At 70.5% G+C, this 19606-nt stretch carries 17 protein-coding genes; 10 read left to right on the forward strand and 7 right to left on the reverse strand.

All coding sequences use genetic code 11. The features are described from left to right. Positions 1-326 precede the first annotated feature (326 nt). Together BG418_RS31070 and BG418_RS31075 are read left to right on the forward strand one after the other, a co-directional pair. Positions 327-1004: a response regulator transcription factor gene (locus BG418_RS31070; protein ID WP_053725082.1), complete on the forward strand. Its 678-nt coding sequence runs from the start codon at positions 327-329 to the stop codon at positions 1002-1004. 59 nt (positions 1005-1063) lie between these two features. Further along, positions 1064-2329 (forward strand): HAMP domain-containing histidine kinase, encoded by a 1266-nt coding sequence (locus tag BG418_RS31075; protein ID WP_188277375.1) that lies wholly within the window; start codon positions 1064-1066, stop codon positions 2327-2329. Positions 2330-2334: 5 nt separating this feature from the next. On the opposite strand, the gene BG418_RS31080 is transcribed toward BG418_RS31075, so the two are convergent. Further along, a complete protein-coding gene (locus BG418_RS31080; protein ID WP_188277376.1) occupies positions 2335-2850 on the reverse strand; it encodes a GtrA family protein in 516 nt (171 codons plus the stop codon). A gap of 224 nt (positions 2851-3074) precedes the next feature. On the opposite strand from BG418_RS31080, the gene BG418_RS31085 reads away from it, so the two are divergent. The 4 genes from BG418_RS31085 (at position 3075) to BG418_RS31100 (ending at position 7521) form a co-directional block, all read left to right on the forward strand. Next, complete coding sequence (locus tag BG418_RS31085; protein ID WP_188277377.1) at positions 3075-4214, forward strand: 5-(carboxyamino)imidazole ribonucleotide synthase; 1140 nt, start codon at positions 3075-3077, stop codon at positions 4212-4214. After that, the gene (purE, locus tag BG418_RS31090; RefSeq protein WP_188277378.1) at positions 4211-4741 is read left to right on the forward strand and encodes a 5-(carboxyamino)imidazole ribonucleotide mutase; all 531 of its coding nucleotides are present in this window, start codon (positions 4211-4213) and stop codon (positions 4739-4741) included. Before BG418_RS31085 ends, purE begins: the two co-directional genes overlap by 4 nt. Before the next feature lie 5 nt (positions 4742-4746). Further along, positions 4747-5928, forward strand: a complete 1182-nt coding sequence (locus tag BG418_RS31095; RefSeq protein WP_188277423.1) for a dipeptidase — start codon at positions 4747-4749, stop codon at positions 5926-5928. A 345-nt stretch (positions 5929-6273) separates the two neighbouring features. Further along, a complete protein-coding gene (locus tag BG418_RS31100) occupies positions 6274-7521 on the forward strand; it encodes a dipeptidase (protein WP_188277379.1) in 1248 nt (415 codons plus the stop codon). Positions 7522-7641: 120 nt separating this feature from the next. On the opposite strand, the gene BG418_RS31105 is transcribed toward BG418_RS31100, so the two are convergent. Next, positions 7642-8154, reverse strand: a complete 513-nt coding sequence (locus tag BG418_RS31105; RefSeq protein WP_188277380.1) for a CGNR zinc finger domain-containing protein — start codon at positions 8152-8154, stop codon at positions 7642-7644. 132 nt (positions 8155-8286) lie between these two features. Here BG418_RS31105 and BG418_RS31110 point away from each other — a divergent pair, with 132 nt between their 5' ends. After that, positions 8287-8646 (forward strand): VOC family protein, encoded by a 360-nt coding sequence (locus BG418_RS31110; protein ID WP_188277381.1) that lies wholly within the window; start codon positions 8287-8289, stop codon positions 8644-8646. A gap of 5 nt (positions 8647-8651) precedes the next feature. Here the strand turns inward: BG418_RS31110 and BG418_RS31115 are convergent, their stop codons facing one another. Beyond that, positions 8652-9977, reverse strand: coding sequence for a UDP-glucose/GDP-mannose dehydrogenase family protein (locus tag BG418_RS31115; RefSeq protein WP_188277382.1), 1326 nt, complete (start codon positions 9975-9977; stop codon positions 8652-8654). A gap of 188 nt (positions 9978-10165) precedes the next feature. On the opposite strand from BG418_RS31115, the gene BG418_RS31120 reads away from it, so the two are divergent. After that, positions 10166-11323 carry an acyl-CoA dehydrogenase family protein gene (locus BG418_RS31120; RefSeq protein ID WP_262928624.1) on the forward strand — a complete coding sequence of 386 codons (1158 nt, stop codon included), beginning with the start codon at positions 10166-10168 and terminating at the stop codon, positions 11321-11323. 72 nt (positions 11324-11395) lie between these two features. On the opposite strand, the gene BG418_RS31125 is transcribed toward BG418_RS31120, so the two are convergent. After that, positions 11396-12682 (reverse strand): LPXTG cell wall anchor domain-containing protein, encoded by a 1287-nt coding sequence (locus BG418_RS31125; protein WP_188277383.1) that lies wholly within the window; start codon positions 12680-12682, stop codon positions 11396-11398. A gap of 251 nt (positions 12683-12933) precedes the next feature. Beyond that, a complete protein-coding gene (locus tag BG418_RS31130; RefSeq protein ID WP_188277384.1) occupies positions 12934-14274 on the reverse strand; it encodes an LCP family protein in 1341 nt (446 codons plus the stop codon). A gap of 210 nt (positions 14275-14484) precedes the next feature. On the opposite strand from BG418_RS31130, the gene BG418_RS31135 reads away from it, so the two are divergent. Then, the gene (locus BG418_RS31135) at positions 14485-15009 is read left to right on the forward strand and encodes an acyl-CoA thioesterase (protein WP_188277385.1); all 525 of its coding nucleotides are present in this window, start codon (positions 14485-14487) and stop codon (positions 15007-15009) included. A gap of 135 nt (positions 15010-15144) precedes the next feature. On the opposite strand, the gene BG418_RS31140 is transcribed toward BG418_RS31135, so the two are convergent. Continuing rightward, positions 15145-16539 (reverse strand): LCP family protein, encoded by a 1395-nt coding sequence (locus tag BG418_RS31140; protein WP_188277425.1) that lies wholly within the window; start codon positions 16537-16539, stop codon positions 15145-15147. A gap of 212 nt (positions 16540-16751) precedes the next feature. Here BG418_RS31140 and BG418_RS31145 point away from each other — a divergent pair, with 212 nt between their 5' ends. After that, on the forward strand, positions 16752-17777 hold the full coding sequence (locus tag BG418_RS31145) for a glycosyltransferase family 2 protein (RefSeq protein ID WP_188277386.1): 1026 nt from the start codon (positions 16752-16754) through the stop codon (positions 17775-17777). 79 nt (positions 17778-17856) lie between these two features. Here the strand turns inward: BG418_RS31145 and BG418_RS31150 are convergent, their stop codons facing one another. Then, positions 17857-19572 (reverse strand): LCP family protein, encoded by a 1716-nt coding sequence (locus BG418_RS31150; RefSeq protein ID WP_188277387.1) that lies wholly within the window; start codon positions 19570-19572, stop codon positions 17857-17859. Positions 19573-19606 lie beyond the last annotated feature (34 nt).

Genomic DNA, 19606 nt, shown 5'->3' on the forward strand with positions numbered 1-19606 from the left:
AGTTAGTGCTAAAGGCGTTGAGACACCATACGACACCACACAGGCGCAAATGGAAGGACTTGAGACATGGATCACAGGCGTCGCTGGAACCATCTGCCCACATTCCAAGGTGGTTAACAGGATCGCATCCCATAGCCGCAGGGGCGGACCAAGAAAATACGATCAAGAAAAGGCCGCCGGGCGATCAAGAAGCGGTCGGGAGGCGATCGTTGGACGGTCCGTCGGCGCGCCTTCGACGATCAAGAACTGATTACGTGTCGCCCCCGGGCAGGTCACTGACGGGTTCGACGGACGGGCCCTCCCGCTCGCGGACTACCATCACCCCCATGACCCGTGTACTGCTCGCCGAGGACGACGCGTCCATCTCGGAGCCGCTGGCCCGCGCACTGCGTCGGGAGGGTTACGAGGTCGAGGTCCGCGAGGACGGCCCGACCGCCCTCGACGCCGGACTCCAGGGAGGCGCCGACCTGGTCGTGCTCGACCTGGGGCTGCCCGGCATGGACGGCCTGGAGGTGGCCAGGCGGCTGCGCTCCGAGGGCCACACCGTCCCGATCCTGGTGCTCACCGCCCGCGCGGACGAGGTGGACACCGTGGTCGGCCTCGACGCCGGCGCCGACGACTACGTCACCAAGCCCTTCCGGCTCGCCGAACTCCTCGCCCGCGTCCGGGCCCTGCTGCGGCGCGGCGCCACCGAGCCGGTGCCCCAGCCCGCCACCCACGGCGTGCGGATCGACGTCGAGTCGCACCGCGCCTGGATGGGCGACGAGGAGCTCCAGCTCACCGCCAAGGAGTTCGACCTGCTGCGGGTGCTCGTGCGCGACGCGGGCCGGGTCGTCACCCGCGACCAGCTGATGCGCGAGGTCTGGGACACCACCTGGTGGTCCTCGACCAAGACGCTCGACATGCACATCTCGTGGCTGCGCAAGAAGCTCGGCGACGACGCCGCCAACCCGCGCTACATCGCCACGGTGCGCGGCGTGGGCTTCCGCTTCGAGAAGAGCTGACGACCGGTGGGCCGACGTGGTGGGTCGGCCCGCACCCGTACGTCCTGGGAAACTGAACCATGCGCCGCCGACTGATCAACTCCACGCTCGCCGTGGTGCTCGTCGTGATCGCCGTCTTCGGCGTCTCGCTCGTCATCGTCGAGACCCGCACCATCAGCAGCAGCGCCCAGGAGAACGTGAACTCCGAGGCGCTGCGCCTGGTCAGCGTCATCGACAGCCGGATGCTCGCCAACGAGACGGTCGGCCCGTCGGCGCTCAGCGAACAGGTCGGCCCGCAGCGGTACGCCCGCGTCGATATCCCCGGCCGTGACGCCATCGAACTGGGCACGCGGCCCGACGGCTCGGTCATCCGGGGCACCGCCATCGGCGAGCGCGGTGAGTCCGTCCTGGTCGAGGAGTCCCGCTCCACGGTCACCCGCGAGGTCGGCCGCACCCTGCTGATCATCGGCGCGGTCGCCCTGCTCGCCATCGTCTCCGCCGTGCTCCTCGCCGTACGCCAGGCCAACAAGCTGGCCTCCCCGCTCACCGACCTCGCCGAGACCGCCGAACGCCTGGGCTCCGGCGACCCGAGGCCGCGTCACAAGCGGTACGGGGTGCACGAGCTGGACCGGGTCGCGGACGTGCTGGACTCCTCGGCCGAGCGCATCGGGCGGATGCTCACCGCCGAGCGCCGCCTGGCCGCCGACGCGTCCCACCAGCTGCGCACCCCGCTCACCGCGCTCTCGATGCGCCTGGAGGAGATCGCCCTCACCGACGACCTGGACACGGTCAAGGAGGAGGCGACGATCGCGCTCACCCAGGTCGAGCGGCTGACCGACGTGGTGGAGCGCCTCCTCACCAACTCCCGTGACCCGCGCATCGGTTCGGCCGTCGTCTTCGATCTGGACGAGGTGGTCAAGCAGCAGCTGGAGGAGTGGCGCCCGGCCTATCGCAGCGCGGGCCGCGCGATCGTGCGCTCCGGCAAGCAGGGGCTGCGGGCGGTCGGCACCCCGGGCGCGGTCGCCCAGGTGCTCGCCGCGCTGATCGAGAACTCGCTGATGCACGGCGGCGGCACGGTCGCCGTCCGCACCCGCGTCACCGGCAACCAGACCGTCGTCGAGGTCACCGACGAGGGCCCGGGCGTACCGCCCGACCTCGGGGCGCGGATCTTCGAGCGGACGATCAGCGGCCGCAACTCCACCGGCATCGGCCTCGCGGTCGCCCGCGATCTCGCGGAGGCGGACGGCGGACGCCTGGAGATGCTCCAGCAGCAGCCGGCGGTCTTCGCGCTTTTCCTGAGCCGGGTGGCGCGCGGTCCGCGCGAGCAGGAGCCGACGATCAGATGACCGGTTTACGACCCTGAATTGTGGCGGGCGTACGACTGCGGGGTCTCGCCCAGAAAGGATTCGGCGGTCTCGACGGCCTCGCGCGCGGGCAGCGCGCGGAAGACCCAGGTGCGGTACGACCAGAACCGGAACACGGTGCCCAGGCCCAGGCCGACCACGTTCTTGGCGATGTTGTCCGCGACCGTCGAGGTGTAGCCGAAGCCGTAGTGCGAGAGCGCGAGCACACCGTTCTCGATGACCAGGCCGATGCCGCTGAACAGCAGGAAGAGCATCAGCTCCCGGCTGCGGCGGCCGCTGTCGGTGTCGCGGTAGGTCCAGTAGCGGTTGCCGACGTAGTTCGTGGCGATGGCCACGACGGTGGCGATGACCCCGGAGCGTACGACCGCGAGGTGGGCCGCGTGCATGCACAGGTTGAAGACGATCGCGTTGACGACGAACCCGATGGCGCCCACGGCACCGAACTTCGCGATCTCCCGGGCGAGCAGCTGCAGTCGCGTACGCAATGCGCCCCGTTCACTCATGGTGATCGCCCAGCCCCGTTTCGAATCGGTGTGTTTTCGGCGGCGCGTTTCGCCGCGGCCAACCTGGCCATGCTAACCAGCCCCCCGGAGCATTGCTCGTGGACGCCCGCAAATCCCGGCCATGCCCGGGCTCCGGCCCGCGCTCCCGTCCGCTCCCGGTCCGCTCCTCAGGCCCCGGACCGGCTCCTTCCGGGTGCTCCGGGGGCGGCGGATACCCTGGGGGTGTGACGTTCCCGGTAGTCGGCATGGTCGGCGGCGGTCAGCTCGCCCGTATGACCCACGAGGCGGGCATCCCCCTCGGCATCAGATTCAAGCTCCTCAGTGACACCCCACAGGACTCGGCGGCCCAGGTGGTGAGCGATGTCGTCATCGGCGACTACCGCGACCTGGACACGCTGCGCGCCTTCGCGCGCGGCTGCGACGTGATCACGTTCGATCACGAGCACGTGCCCACCGAGCACCTGCGGGCCCTGGAAGCGGACGGCGTCGTCGTCCGCCCGGGGCCCGACGCGTTGGTGCACGCCCACGACAAGGGGGTGATGCGCGCCCGGCTCGACGAGATCGGCGCCCCGTGCCCCCGCCACCGCATCGTGGCCGACCCGGCGGACGTGTCCGCCTTCGCGGCGGAGGGCGACGGCTATCCCGTCATCCTCAAGACCGTGGTGGGCGGCTACGACGGCAAGGGCGTGTGGTTCGTGCGCTCCGAGGCGGACGCGGCGGACGCCTTCAAGGCGGGCGTCGACGTCCTCGCCGAGGAGAAGGTCGACTTCGTGCGCGAGCTCGCGGCGAACGTCGTCCGCTCGCCCTCGGGCCAGGCCGTGGCCTACCCGGTGGTCGAGTCGATCCAGGTCGACGGCGTCTGCGACACCGTGATCGCCCCGGCGCCCGACCTCGCCGAGGCGCTGGCGGGCCAGGCCCAGCAGCTGGCCCTGCGCATCGCGGACGAGCTCGGTGTGGTCGGCCACCTCGCGGTCGAGCTCTTCGAGACCCGCGACGGCCACATCCTGGTCAACGAGCTCGCGATGCGCCCGCACAACTCCGGCCACTGGACCCAGGACGGCGCGATCACCTCGCAGTTCGCCAACCACGTCCGGGCCGTGCTCGACCTTCCGCTGGGCGACCCGCGCCCGAGGTCGAAGTGGACCGTCATGTGCAACGTCCTGGGCGGCGACTACCCGGACATGTACTACGCGTATCTGCACTGCATGGCACGTGACCCGCAGCTCAAGATCCATATGTATGGCAAGGACGTGAAGCCCGGCCGTAAGGTCGGCCACGTCAACACCTACGGCGACGACCTCGCGGACGTACGCGAGCGAGCCCGTCACGCGGCGGACTACCTCAGAGGAACGATCACCGAATGAACAGCGCGTCCCCTGTCATTGGCATCGTCATGGGCTCGGACTCGGACTGGCCGGTCATGGAGGCCGCGGCCCAGGCCCTGGCCGAGTTCGAGATCCCGTACGAGGTCGACGTCGTCTCGGCCCACCGGATGCCGCACGAGATGATCGCGTACGGCGAGCAGGCGGCGGACCGCGGCCTCAAGGCGATCATCGCGGGCGCGGGCGGGGCGGCGCACCTGCCCGGCATGCTGGCGTCGGTGACCCCGCTGCCGGTGATCGGCGTCCCGGTGCCGCTGAAGTACCTGGACGGCATGGACTCGCTGCTCTCCATCGTCCAGATGCCGGCGGGCGTGCCGGTGGCGACCGTGTCGGTCGGCGGGGCACGCAACGCGGGCCTGCTCGCGGCCCGTATCCTGGCCGCCCACGACCCCGAACTCCTCGCGCGCATGCGGGAGTTCCAGCAGGAGCTGAACGACCAGGCGACGGAGAAGGGCAGGCGTCTTCGTACGAAGGTGGAGTCCGCGGCGTCCTTCGGCTTCGGAAAGTGAGCACGGTGGACCACCTCGCGCGAGCCCGTACGCTGCTGGCCCAGCACCCCGTCGTCGACGGCCACAACGACCTCCCCTGGGCGCTGCGCAAGCAGGTCCGCTACGACCTCGACCAGTGCGACGTCGGCCGCGACCAGAGCGGCCGGCTGCACACCGACATCCCCCGGCTGCGGGCCGGCGGGGTCGGCGCGCAGTTCTGGTCGGTGTACGTACGCACCGACCTGGCGGGCGACGACGCGGTCAGCGCGACCCTTGAGCAGATCGACTGCGTCGACCAGATGCTCGCGCGCTACCCCGGCGACCTGGCGCCCGCGCTGACGGCGGACGACATGGAGAAGGCGCGGGCGGCGGGCCGCATCGCGTCGCTGAAGGGCGCCGAGGGCGGCCACTCCATCAACAACTCCCTCGCCACGCTGCGGGCGTTGTACGCGCTGGGCGTGCGCTACATGACGCTCACGCACAACGACAACACCCCGTGGGCGGACTCGGCGACGGACGCGCCGGGGGTGGGTGGGCTCTCGCCGTTCGGCCACGAGGTGGTCCGCGAGATGAACCGCCTGGGCATGCTCGTCGACCTGTCGCACGTGGCGGCGACGACGATGCGGGACGCGTTGTCGACGTCGGTGGCGCCGGTGATCTTCTCGCACTCGTCGTCGCGGGCGATCTGCGACCACGCGAGGAATGTGCCGGACGATGTCCTGTCGCTGCTGCCGTCCAACGGCGGGGTGGCGATGGCGACGTTCGTGCCGAAGTTCATCCTGCCGGCGGCGGTGGAGTGGACGGCGGCGGCCGACGAGAACCTGCGGGCGCACGGGCTGCACCATCTGGACACCACGTCCGAGGCGATGGCGCTGCACGCGGCGTTCGAGGCGGCGCATCCCCGGCCGATCGCCACGGCGTCGACGGTCGCCGACCACCTCGACCACATGCGGGCGGTCGCCGGGATCGACCACATCGGCATCGGCGGCGACTTCGACGGTACGGCGTTCACGCCGTCGGGCCTGGACGACGTGTCCGGCTACCCGAACCTGATCGCGGAGCTCCTGAGCCGGTCCTGGTCGGAGTCGGACCTGGCGAAGCTGACGTGGGGGAACGCGGTACGGGTGCTGCGGGACGCGGAGTCCGTGGCGGAGGGCTTGCGGGGACGCGCCCCGTCCAACGCGACACGGGAGTCCCTGGACGGGTAGTTCCCCGGGGGCTGCGCCCCGGACCCCGTTTGTCTGCGGATCGTGCGTGGTTGCTCGCGCAGTTCCCCGCGCCCCTTAGATGGGCCCTTCGGGCCCTCCTAGGGGCGCGGGGAACTGCGCGACAAGCCCCCACCGGCGGTCAGCCGAAGAAGCAGGCCGCCCGCCCAGGGCTTTCGGGAAGGGGCGGGGTGGGGGAGAACTGCGCGAGCAACCCCCACCGGCCCGCAGCCGAAGCGCGGGGTCCGAGGGGCGACGCCCCCGAACGGCTCGTTCAGCGCGACCTTCCGGGCCGCACATGTGAGTGTGGCCCTACTGCCGTCGCCGATGCCGAACCGGGAGACCGTCATGGCAGATCTGCAGGACGAGGCCGACGTCGCCACCGCCGGGATAGGCGCTCCGGACCGCCCCACCACGCGTAAGCGGGGCGCCAAGAACGCCCCCGACCCCGACATACCCGACGCCTCCACCGCGAGGAAACCCGCCCGCCGAAGGACCCGAAAGCCCGACCCCGCGCCCCCGGCCGTGGAGCCCGAGGCCGGCCCCCAAGAGGAACCCGCGCACCTCGACTCCGACGGCCTCACCCGGGCCCGCGCGGCCCTGCGCGCGCACCCCGTGGCCGACGGCTACAACACCCTCGCGCAGATCCTCGTGAACACCCCGTGGCACGACGTCGAGCTCGGCGAGAGTTCGCTGGACACCGACATCCCCCGGCTGCGGCACGGCGGAGTGGGCGCGCAGTTCTGGTCGTTGATGGTCGCGGTCGACTGCCCCGACCCGGTCAGCGCCACCCTCGAACGCATCGACCGGCTCCGTACGCTCGTCGAGGCCTGCCCCGAGGGCCTGCGCCTCGCGCTCTCCGTCGGCGACCTCGCCGACGCCCGTAACCACGGCCGTATCGCCTCGCTCTTCGGACCCGTCGCGGTCCACGCGCTCGGCGACTCGCTGGGCACGCTCCGGGCGTACCACGCGCTCGGCGTACGCGCGGTGGCGCTCACCGCGACGGTGAGCTGGACCCGCGCGGGCCTCACCCGCTTCGGGGAGGAGGTCGTACGGGAGCTGAACCGGCTCGGCATGGTCATCGACCTGTCCGGCGCGGCCCCGGAGACCATCCGGCAGACCCTCGGCGCCGCCAAGGCCCCGCTGGTCTTCACCCGGTCGGCCGCCCGCGCCCTCACCGACCACCCGCTCAACGTCGGCGACGAACTCCTCGCCGCGCTCCCCGAGAACGGCGGCGTGTGCCTGGTGAGCCTCGCCCCGGACCAGGTCGCCCGTCCCGGCCGCGCCGCCTGCGTCCAGGACGTCGCGGACCACATCGAGCATCTGCGCGGCGTCGTCGGCACGGGCCACATCGGCCTGTCGGGCGCGTACGGGCTGCCCCAGGGCTCCCCGCGCACCGTCGGCCTGGAGGACGCGTCCTGCTACCCGGTGCTGATCGCCGAGCTGATCGAGCGTGGTTGGGAGGAGCCGGAGATCGCCGCCCTGACCTGGGAGAACCTTGCCCGGGTGGTAAGGGATGTGGACTTCGCAGCCCGAGCGGCACAGCCCCGAAGGGGACCGTCAACGGCGACGATCGAGGACCTGGACCCGCGCTGAGCGTCGACCCGCACCTAAAGGGGCGCGGGGAACTGCGCGACCAGCCACCCACGGTCCGCACCCGAACGACCGCACTCCCCGTCCGCAACCGAAGAACCACGCCCCGGGCGGGCGCGGCCACTACGTACGCCGCGCCGCCCGATACGCCCGCATCTTCGCCCGACTCCCGCACACCGCCATGGAGCACCACCGACTCCGCCCCGCCGGACTGCGGTCGTAGTACGCCCAGTGGCAGTCGGTGGCCTCGCACGCCTTGAGGCGCCCCCACGTCCCGTCGGCCGCCGCCGTGGCGATCGCCGTCGCGACCCGGGCCACCAGCGAGCCGGGGTCGACGGGACGCAGGGCGGCCGAGCCGTCCGGGTCCACCGAGACCACCAGCGGGGCCGCGGCGAGCAGGTGGTCGAGCGGGGTGGCCGGGACCGGTGGGTGGCCGCCGTGCACCAGGCAGACCGCCCGCAGCGACTCCCGCAGCTCACGGGCCGCGGCGAGCTCGGCGGCAGAGGCGTCGCCGAGCCCGAGCGCCGCGCGCGTCTCGGCCGAGGACAGCGAATCCGCGCCGCTCTCCAGGTTCAGTGTGTTGACCAGCGCCTCGATCAGCGCCAGACCGCCGGGCGCGGGTGCCCTCTCCGCCATGGCCGAACCTCCTGCCCACCAACTGCTTGCGACGTTACCTCTTGTGCGGGACCATCTAGTAACGGTTACCGGTTGAGCGCGTTAGCCAGTAACGCGCTCGGTCGATCGCGTACCCAGCAACGGAGGAGCACCATGCCCATCGCCACGCTCGGCAGCGTCGTCCTCGACTGTCCCGACCCGCACGCGCTGGCCGCCTTCTACGCCGCCGTCCTCGGCGGTGAGCCGGTCGAGGAGGACGGGTGGATCGACCTCGCCGTCCCCGGCGGCGCCGGGCTCGCGTTCCAGGTGGCCCCGGGGTACGTGCCCCCGGCCTGGCCCGCGCCGGACCGCTCGCAGCAGTTCCACCTGGACCTGACCGTCGACGACATCGACAAGGCCGAGGCGCAGGTCCTGGCGCTGGGGGCCACCGTCCTCGAAGTCGGCGACCCGGGCCGCACCTGGCGCGTCTACGCCGACCCGGCGGGCCACCCCTTCTGCCTCTGCGCCTGCTGAGCCACTTACGCCCGGGGCCGACCCATCGCCCGGAACGTCCAGCCCGCCTCGCGCCACTTCAGCGCGTCCAGCGCGTTGCGCCCGTCCAGGACGATCCGGGCCCCGGCCACCTCGCCCAGCGCCGCCGGGTCGAGCTCGCGGAACTCGCGCCACTCGGTGAGGTGGAGCACCACATCGGCGCCGCGCACCGCGTCCAGCGCCGTGTCCGCGTAACCGAGGGTCGGGAAGAGGCGACGGGCGTTGGCCATGCCCTTGGGGTCGTAGACGGTGACCTGGCCGCCCTGGAGGTGGATCTGGCCGGCCACGTTCAGGGCGGGCGAGTCGCGTACGTCGTCCGAGTCCGGCTTGAAGGTCGCGCCCAGGACGGCGACGCGCTTGCCGAGGAACGAACCGCCACCCAGCGCCTCGCGGGCCATCTCGACCATCTGGCCGCGGCGGCGCATGTTGATCGAGTCGATCTCGCGCAGGAACGTGAGCGCCTGGTCGGCGCCGAGCTCACCGGCGCGGGCCATGAAGGCCCGGATGTCCTTGGGCAGACAGCCGCCGCCGAAGCCGATCCCGGCCCGCAGGAACTTCTTCCCGATCCGCTCGTCGTGGCCGATCGCCTCGGCCAGCTTCACCACATCGCCGTCGGCGGCCTCGCACACCTCGGCCATGGCGTTGATGAACGAGATCTTCGTGGCCAGGAACGAGTTCGCGGAGGTCTTCACCAGCTCGGCCGTCGGGAAGTCGGTCACCACGAAGGGCGAGCCCTCCGCGACCGGCACCCCGTACACCTCGCGCAGCAGCTTCTCGGCGCGCTCGCTCTCCACCCCGACCACGATCCGGTCGGGGTGCAGCGTGTCGTTCACGGCGAAGCCCTCACGCAGGAACTCGGGGTTCCAGGCCAGCTCCACACCCTCGGGCAGCGTCTCGGCGAGCCGGGCGGCGGACCCGACCGGCACGGTCGACTTGCCGACGACGAGCGCGCCCTGGCGCAGATGCGGCACGAGCGAGCCGAACGCGGCGTCGACGTACGACATGTCGCAGGCGTACTCGCCGTGCTTCTGCGGAGTGTTCACACAGACGAAGTGGACGTCGCCCCAGGCGCCGACCTCCTCCCAGGAGGTCGTGAACCGCAGCCGCCCGCTGGACCCCGCGATGCCCGCGACATGCCGCTGGAGCAGCTCCTCAAGGCCGGGCTCGTACATGGGCACGCGCCCCTGCCCCAGCATCTCGATCTTCTCCGGGACCACGTCCAGGCCGAGCACCTCGAACCCCAGCTCCGCCATGGCCGCGGCATGGGTGGCCCCGAGGTATCCGGTGCCGATCACAGTGATCTTGAGGGCCATGCGGTGCTCCTGGAAGGTACGGGCTTGAGGGCGCTGCCCGAGCATAGTCGGGGCCCTGTGCCGCCTGTGATCCGCACTGATCACCGGCGATCGCGGTCTGTCGTCAAACTCACGTATGCCCCGAGGCGTACACCCCACTAAAATTGAGGTTACTTAACGGTAGTTAGCGTCTTGGGGAGTGAGTCACCTTGGCCGGAACGGCTGATTTCGACCTGTACCGCCCGTCCGAAGAGCACGACATGCTCCGCGACGCGATCCGCTCGCTCGCCGAGGCGAAGATCGCGCCGTACGCGGCCGAGGTCGACGAGCAGGCCCGCTTCCCGCAGGAGGCGCTGGACTCGCTGGTCGCCAACGACCTGCACGCGGTCCACGTCCCGGAGGAGTACGGCGGCGCCGGCGCCGACGCGCTCGCCACGGTCATCGTGATCGAGGAGGTGGCCCGCGTCTGCGCGTCCTCCTCGCTGATCCCGGCCGTGAACAAGCTGGGCTCGCTCCCGGTGATCCTCTCGGGCTCCGAGGACCTCAAGAAGAAGTACATGACGCCGCTCGCCAAGGGCGACGGGATGTTCTCGTACTGCCTCTCCGAGCCGGACGCCGGTTCGGACGCGGCGGGCATGAAGACCCGCGCGGTGCGCGACGGCGACTACTGGGTCCTCAACGGCGTGAAGCGCTGGATCACCAACGCGGGCGTCAGCGAGTACTACACGGTGATGGCCGTCACCGACCCCGAGAAGCGCTCGAAGGGCATCTCCGCCTTCGTCGTCGAGAAGTCGGACGAGGGCGTCTCCTTCGGCGCCCCGGAGAAGAAGCTCGGCATCAAGGGCTCCCCGACCCGCGAGGTCTACCTCGACAACGTCCGTATCCCCGCCGACCGCATGATCGGCGAGGAGGGCACCGGCTTCGCCACGGCGATGAAGACCCTGGACCACACCCGCATCACCATCGCGGCCCAGGCGCTCGGCATCGCGCAGGGCGCCCTCGACTACGCCAAGGGCTATGTCCGCGAGCGCAAGCAGTTCGGCAAGCCGATCGGCGACTTCCAGGGCGTCCAGTTCATGCTGGCCGACATGGCGATGAAGGTCTCGGCCGCCCGCGCCCTGACCTACCAGGCCGCCGCCGCCTCCGAGCGCGGCGACGCCGACCTCACCTACCTCGGCGCCGCGGCCAAGTGCTTCGCCTCCGACATCGCGATGGAGGTCACCACCGACGCCGTCCAGCTCCTCGGCGGCTACGGCTACACCCGTGACTACCCGTGCGAGCGCATGATGCGCGACGCGAAGATCACCCAGATCTACGAGGGCACGAACCAGGTCCAGCGCATCGTGATGGCGCGCAACCTGCCGTAAGCATCCCCTGTCGCTACGAGTCGGGCCCGCATCCGAATGCCGGATGCGGGCCCAACTCGCTTTACGCGTATGTCAGTTGGTGCCGGAACGGCGGCGGCGGGCCGCGTACACCGCGCCCGCGCCGACCACCACGGCCGCGCCGCCCGCGAGGGCCAGCTGCGAGGTCGCGGAGGACGTGCCGGTGGCCGCGAGGGTGCCGGTGTTCGTGGTGTTCAGCGGGGTCGTCGACGTGGTGCTGGTCTGCGTCTTGGTGTCCGACGTGTTCGGCTTGCCCGTGGTGGGCTTGGCCGGGTCGACGTCGCCCGGCTTGGTGCCGACGGGCAGGATCTCGAAGGAGTACTCCGTGAGGTCCGGCGTGCCGCCGCAGGACTTGTCCTTGTTGACGTAGTCACCGGCGACGAAGGCGATGCCCTGGCCCGCCGGGGCCTTGGCGTCGATCTTCAGGCGCAGCTTCATGTCGTAGTGCGTGCCGTCCTTCAGGCCGTTGATCACGCCCGCGCGGTGCAGGCTGTCGAGGTCCTTCCAGCCGCCGGACGCGGCCGTCGACCACTGCAGGTGCAGCAGGTCGTCGGTGACCTTGTAGCCGCTCTTGTCGGTCGCGTGCAGGTACGTGAACGGCCAGAGCTTGTCGATGTTCTTGCCGGTGCCGTTGGTGACCCGCAGCGAGAAGTTCGCGGTGGTACCGGCGGCGATCTTCGACGGCAGACCCGTGACGACCGTGGTGAGCTTGGCGTCGGGCTCGCACGACGGGTTCTCGGCCGCCTTCTTGGCGTCCGCGAGCGCCTGGTCGGCGGCGTCCTTGGCGGTGAGCGCCTTCTTGGTCGCCTCGGTCGCGGTGTGCAGCGCGCGCAGCGCGGCCACCTGGGCGTCCTGCGCCTCCTTGAGGGCCGCCGCGGCCTTGGCGTCGGCGGCCTTCTTCGTCGCGGCCGCCTTCTCGGCGTCCTTCTTGGCGTCGTCGAGGACCTTCTGCGCGGCGGTGCGGTCCTCGGTCTTCGCGTCGGCGGGCAGCGCGGCGAGGGCGTCCGCCGCGTCGGTGACGGCCTTGTCGGCGACGGTCTTCGCGGCGGTCGCGGCGCCCGCCTCCTTGTCGGCGTCCTTGGCCTTCTTGTTCAGGGGCGCGTCGTCCGACATCGCGGCGTCGACGGCCTTCTGGGCGACGTCCTGCGCGGCGAGGGCGTCGTCGTACGCCTTCTTCGCCTCGGCGGCGGCCTTCTCCAACTCCTCGATGGTCGGCTTCTTCTGGGCCTGCGTCTGCGCGGCCGGCTGTGCGTCGGCGAGCGCGGTACCGGCCGAGAGGATCAGCACGGGCGCGGTCACGGCGGCGGCGACGGCCGTCGCGAGAACACGGCGAATCTTCACTTGTGCCCTTTTCTGGGTCCGATTCCGGGTTCGAGGCAGAGGCCGACCCAGAATATGAATGCGTGAATACGCGTGATCGTATGACCGGGACAAGGGCGTCAGATAGAGGTTTCTTTACGCCAAAAGCCCCGCCTGGCCGACCGGAGTGGCGGGCAAAACGGGGCAATGACGGGCAGTTGTGCAGGGTGCCTGTGTTTTCTCTGTGAGTCTTGTCGCGCGGGAGTGGGGATTCCACTTTTGTCCCGCCGGTCTTACCGCGACGCCGTCACCGTGACCTTCTGGTCGTTGTTGAGTTCGTTCACCAGCTGCTTGACCTTGGCGGTGTCCCAGAGCAGGGACGTCTGCGGGCCGTCGCCGGAGATCGGCATGTTCAGGGACGTGCCGCCGCCGCTGGTGATGCCCTTCATGGCCCAGAACATCTCGCCCAGGTCGGTGAGGCCCATGTCCTTGTCGACGATCAGCGTGTCCAGGCCCGCGCCCACCACCGGGTAGAACTTGAACGGGTTGAGCAGCGTCGTCGGGGTCGCGGTCTGGGCGGCCAGCGCGGAGAGGAACCGCTGCTGGTTCTTCGTACGCTCCAGGTCACCGGCCGCGTAACCGTGCCGGTTGCGGACGAACGCCAGGGCCTGCTGGCCGTCGAGGGTCTGCTTGCCCTTCTTGAAGTCGGCGCCCGAGTCCTTGTCCTTGATGTCCTGCGGGATGTCGAGCTCGACGCCGCCGACCGCGTCCACGATGTTCGCGAAGCCCGCGAAGCCGATCTCGGCGTAGTGGTCGATGTGCAGTCCGGTGTTGGCCTCGATGGTGCGCACCAGGAGCTCGGGGCCGTCCATCGCGTACGTCGCGTTCAGCTTGTCGTGGCCCTTGGCCGGGAACAGCTTGCCGGACTGCGAGCCCTTGAAGCTGGGGATCGCGACCCAGGAGTCACGCGGCAGCGAGACCATCGTGTTCCCGTTGCTGCCGGTGTGCAGGATCATCATCGAGTCGGTCCGCTTGCCCTCGGCGGAGCCGGTGTGGAGCTTCTTCTTCTGGTCCTGGGACAGACCTTCGCGCGAGTCCGAACCGACGATCAGGTAGTTCGTGCCCTTGCCGTCGGCGGGCCGGTCGATGACCTTGGACAGGTCGACCTCGCGGCGCACCTTGCCGTCGGCCCAGAAGTACGTGCCGGCGCTCACGCCGACGATCACGACGACGAGGACCAGCGAGCCGATCTTGATACGGCGCTTCCAGTTGGGGCGGGGCTTGGCGGAGGCGCCGCCGGGCGTGCCGGGGCCCTGACCGCCGGAGCCGCCACCGCCGGGACCGCCCGGGCCGCGTCCGGACGGGGAGCCGTAGACCTGGCCTTCGCTGTAGCCGTCGTACGCACCGGGCGCGGGCACGGTGCTGCCGTACTGCTGCTGCGCCTGACCCCGGCCGTAGCCCTGGCCGTCGTCGTACGGGGGCTGCTGCGGCGGGACCGGGCGCTGCGGGCGCACGGGTGTGGAGCCCACGGGCCGCTGCACATGGCGCATGACACGCGGGCCCTCCGGCTGCGCGGAGGAGCTGCCGCGGCCGTAGCGCTCGCCGCGGTCGTCGTCGGACCATCCGTCGTTCATGCGGTCAAGCATGCACGGATCCCCCGCGTGTCTGACAGGGCGGGTGGGGATCCGGGACGGGGCTGTTGCACAGCTGATGCAATGTGCGGGCCATGCGAACGCGGAGTGTGTGCCTGTGCGTGCGGAGTCCGTGCCCGTGCGTGCGCGGTGTGCCCGAGCTGTGGAGTGCACGCAAGGAGAGTGCGTACGGGCCCGCATAAGCTGGGCGGTATGACTGATCTTCCGGGCAAGCCGACCTCGGCGTCCCGAACCACCCTGAGCCACATCATGACCAGCCATGACACCAACCTTCTCGGTACGGTGCACGGCGGCGTGATCATGAAGCTGGTGGACGACGCGGCGGGCGCGGTCGCGGGGCGCCACTCCGGGGGTCCGGCGGTCACCGCGTCCATGGACGAGATGGCGTTCCTGATGCCCGTCCGGGTCGGCGACCTCGTCCATGTGAAGGCCCAGGTCAACTGGACCGGGCGGTCCTCCATGGAGGTCGGTGTACGGGTCCTGGCCGAGCGCTGGAACGAGTCCGCTCCGGCGCAGCAGGTGGGGTCGGCGTATCTGGTCTTCGCCGCGGTCGACGCGGACGGGAAGCCTCGGTCTGTTCCGCCCGTCCTTCCCGAGACGGAGCGGGATGAGCGGCGGTATCAGGAGGCTCAGATCCGTCGTACGCATCGGCTTGCTCGGCGGCGGGCGATTCTTGAGCTGCGGGAGCGACGTGCGTCGGAGGGGCTGGACGACTAGGCGCCGTGGGGCTTTGGGCTGTGTGTCGACTGCGGGCCGTCGGTGGCTGGTCGCACAGTTCCCCGCGCCCCTAACGGGCTCGCCCACTGAGCGGGCGCGGCCCGAAAGCCTGCGCTCGCAAAAGCCCCGTAAGCCTTACGGGCACACCACCTCGTCGCCCGTCACCGTCTCGAATTCGCCCGTCGGGGTCGGTTCGGCTCGGACCGGGGTCGCGCCCTTGAAGTCTGTTCCTGCCGTTACCTTCAGCATTTGGCCCAGGCCCTTCACCGGGCGCAGGTCGCTGCCGGGGAGTGCCGCTGCCAGGGTTCTCGCCGAGCGGTCCCAGCGGGGGTCGTATTCGATCACGGTGTGCTGGAGGTCGCGGGTGCCGCCGGACATCGGGGTGCCCGTCGTCTTGAAGCCCGTGGCGCGCAGCGCGTCGTCGACCCGGCGGCCGAGGCCGTCCGTGCGGGTGCCGTTGTAGATCTGGACCCGGATGCGGTCGGGGGACACCTCGACCATCGAGCCGGACGCGGTCGGCTGCGGCTGCCCCGGACCGTCCTGCTTCGGCTTGTGCGGCGGGGTCAGGGGGCGGTCGTCCCGCAGGCCCGCGAACAGTTTCTGCGCCTTCGCCGGGTCCCACTTCACCGTCGACCCGATGCCCTTCACCGGGAAGCTCATCTGCCCGATCGGCACGGTCGTGAACTCCGACGACGCCGGGGAGAAGCCCCGCATCGTGCGGCCCAGGGACAGGATCTCCTCGGCCCCGAAGCCCTGGTCGGCCCGGACCGAGGACAGCAGCGTCGAGGCGACCTCGCGGAACTTCACCGGGTTCATCAGCACGCCCGACCCCGTCGCCTTGTGGATCAGCGCCGCCAGGAACTTCTGCTGGCGCTGCATCCGGCCCAGGTCCGCCGATCCGTCCGTGTGCCGGGAGCGTACGTACTGAAGCGCCTGCCCGCCGTCGAGCTGGTGCGTGCCCGCGCTCAGGTCCAGGCCCGTGTACGAGTCCTTCATCGGGTGGGCCGTGCAGATCCGCACCCCGCCCAGCACGTCCACCGTCTTCATGAAGCTGGTGAAGTCGACCTCCAGATAGTGGTCCATCTTGAGGCCGGTCATGTGCTCGACCGTGCGCACCGTGAGCGCGGGCCCGCCCTCCGCGTACGCCGCATTGATCTTGATGGGGTGCTGGTTGTGGTGTTCGCCGGTGTTCCGGTCGATGTGTTCGGGGGCCTCCGCGTAACTGTCGCGCGGGACGCTCACCACGCTCGCGCGGTCACGGTCCGCCGAGATGTGCACGATCATCATCGTGTCCGTGCAGTGGCAGGGCGCCCCGCCGAGGCGGTACTTCTCCTTCTCCTCCGGCGTGATCTTGTCCCGGCCGTCCGTGCCGACCAGCAGGATGTTGGTGCCGTGGCCCGCCTGCGGCCGGTTCTTCATGTCCTTGAACGGGTCCACCCGGCCGATCCCGCCGTCCAGGCCGGTCACCACCGCATGGCCGACCCCGCCCGCGCCCAGCACCAGGACCGAGAGGGTCGTCGCCATCCGCATGCCCCAGCGGGGCCGCTCGTCCTGCTGTCTGCTGCGGGGCCGATCGGTGCGCGGCGCGGGGCGGGGGGAGCGGGAGGGGGGCGGCGTGGGCACGGGGACCTCCGCGGGCGAAAGGGGGATATGTGGCACCGTAAGCCCATACGATCTGCGACAACGGCCGCCGCCCCGGCCGCGCGCAACCGTGTCGCCCGTTCGCGGTAACGTGAACCACGATGAACGCCACGCACCCCGCCGTTTCCGTGATCATGCCGGTCCTCAACGAGGAGCGGCACCTGCGCAACTCGGTCCGCCACATCCTGGAGCAGGAGTACGAGGGCGAGCTGGAGGTGGTGATCGCGCTCGGCCCGTCCACGGACCGCACCGACGAGATCGCCGCCGAGCTGGTACGCGAGACAGCCTCCCACCCCCGGGCCCGCGTCCACACCGTCCCCAACCCCACCGGGCGTACGCCTGCGGCCCTGAACGCGGCCATCAAGGCCTCGCGTCACCCGATCGTGGTACGGGTCGACGGGCACGGCATGCTCTCCCCGAACTACATCGCCACCGCCGTCCGCCTCCTGGGGGAGACCGGCGCGCAGAACGTGGGCGGCATCATGCACGCCGAGGGCGAGAACGCCTGGGAGGACGCGGTCGCCGCCGCCATGACGTCGAAGATCGGCGTCGGCAACGCGGCCTTCCACACCGGTGGCTCGGCGGGCCCCGCCGAAACCGTGTATCTGGGTGTCTTCCGGCGCGAGGCGCTTGAGCAACAGGGCGGCTACAACGAGGAGTTCATCCGCGCCCAGGACTGGGAGCTGAACTTCCGTATCCGCGAGGCCGGCGGTCTCATCTGGTTCTCGCCCGAGCTGAAGGTCCAGTACCGGCCGCGCCCCAGCGTGCGCGCGCTCGCCAAGCAGTACAAGGACTACGGCCGCTGGCGCCATGTCGTGGCCCGCTACCACGAGGGCTCCATCAACCTGCGCTACCTCGCCCCGCCGACCGCCGTCTGCGCGATCGCGGCCGGTGTCGTGGTGGGCGCGGTGCTCACGCCGATCGGCTTCGTGATCCCGGCCGGGTACCTCGCCGCGATCGCGGTCGGCTCGCTCCCGGCGGGCAAGGGGCTGCCGCTCAAGGCCCGCCTGCAGATCCCGGTGGCCCTCGCCACCATGCACATGTCCTGGGGCTACGGCTTCCTGACCAGCCCCAAGGCGCTCGCCAAGAAGGTCATCGCGAGCCGCCGCCCGTCGGTGCGGGTCTGAGACACACGCGTACGACGTAAAAGGGGGCGCCCGGTGCTGAGAAGCACCGGGCGCCCCCTTCTCGTTCCGTGCGCCGCGCCTACCAGCGGTAGGGCTTGTACACGTCCATGCACTCCTTGTCGTTCGCGCCGTTGACGTTCTCCACGTCCTTCAGCGGATCGGCGTTGTCCTGGGCCTTCTTCGGGTACGTGGCGCCGGTGCGCCAGTCCGAACCGACCGTGAGGGTCAGCGTGGAGACGTCGGCGGAGACCTTCACCGCGCTGGACGGCAGTTCCATCGCCTTGGCCACCGACATCGCGTCCGCCTTGCCCTGCGCGCCCGCGCTCTTCGGGTAGGTGAGCGTGGTCGTCGTCGCCGAGCCACGGGTGTCCGAGGCCTCGGCCTTGAAGAAGCCCTTGTTCTTCAGGGTGTCCTTGACCGTGGTCGCCCGCTTGGGTGTGGACGCCGAGCCGTCCCCGCTGGTGCCGTTGACGACCGTGACCGCGAGCGAACCGGCCGGCGTCGCCGCCGGGCCCTTGTCCTCGGTCTTGGCCGGGGCGTCGTCCTTCTTGTCGAGCGGCTTGTCGTCGCGGAGCATCGACCACAGCGTGTCCGCGGCGCCGGGCTGCGGCAGCACGTGGTCCTTGTCCTTGGGGTCCTCGATGCGCGGCATGGTCAGCATGTTGATCCGCTCCATCGGGATGCCCTTGAGCTCCATGCTGAGGTCGTACAGCTTCTTGACCGTGCCGATCTCGCGGGACACCTGGAGCGACTTGGTGGCCGTCTCGGCCAGGTGCATGATCCGGCCGGTGTCGGTGAACGCGTTCTGCTTCTTCAGGTTGCGGATCACCGAGTTGAGGTACATGTGCTGCGCCTTGGAGCGGCCCAGGTCGCTCTCGAAGGCGTGCCGGGTGCGCAGCCACTGCAGCGCCTGCTCGCCCTTGACGGTGGTGGTGCCCGCCTTCAGCCGCAGATGCGAGCCGCCGGGCACGTTGGGCTTCGGCCCGTCGTACACGTTCTCCTTGACGCACACCTCCGCGCCGCCGACCGCGTCCGACATCGCCACCACGCCCGCGAAGTCGACCATCATCCAGTGGTCGATGTAGACGCCGGTGAGCTTCTCCCAGGTGTCCAGGACACAGCCCGCACCGCCGCTCAGCGACTCGTTGATGAGGGTGTTGGTGGCCGGAATCTTCTTCTTGGTCTTCTCGTCCGTGCACTCGGGGATGTCCACCCGGGTGTCACGCGGAATGCTGACCACCGAGGCGCTCTTGCGGTCCGCCGAGACGTGCAGGAGCATCTGCACATCGGCGAGCGGCTGGGCGCCGACGCTCTCCTTGGATCCGCCCAGCTTCAGGTTCTCCGGCGTGTTACGGCTGTCGGAGCCGATCAGCAGGATGTTGAGCGGGGTCTCGCCGTCGGCGTTGGCCTCGGTCTTCTTGGCGTTGGAGCCGCCCGCGCTGCGGTCACCCTTGCGGATGTTGGCGTTCAGGTGCTGGTAGTACAGGTATCCGGCGCCGGCCGTCCCGAGTATGAGCAGCGCGAGCGTCGAGGCGACCCAGCGCAGTATGCGGCGCTTGCCCTTCTTCTTCACGCGCTTGCGCGGTCTGCCGCGCCGGTGCCCGCCGCCGTCGGGCGACGTCTGCTTCTGCGGCCCCGACTCCTCGGGACCCGACGGGCCGTCCCCGGACGGCTGTTGACCGGACGACTTCTCGCCGTCGGCCTCCTCGCCGTACAGCGACTCGTCCCAGCCGAGCTGGCCGGCGTGCTGGACGCGCGGTCGCGTCCCCTCCCCACGCACGCTCTTCTGCCCCACCCCAATACCCCCTGTCTCAGGGGGTCCCCATGGC

Source organism: Streptomyces sp. CBMA152 (genome assembly GCF_014596475.1).
Classification (GTDB): Bacteria; Actinomycetota; Actinomycetes; order Streptomycetales; family Streptomycetaceae; genus Streptomyces.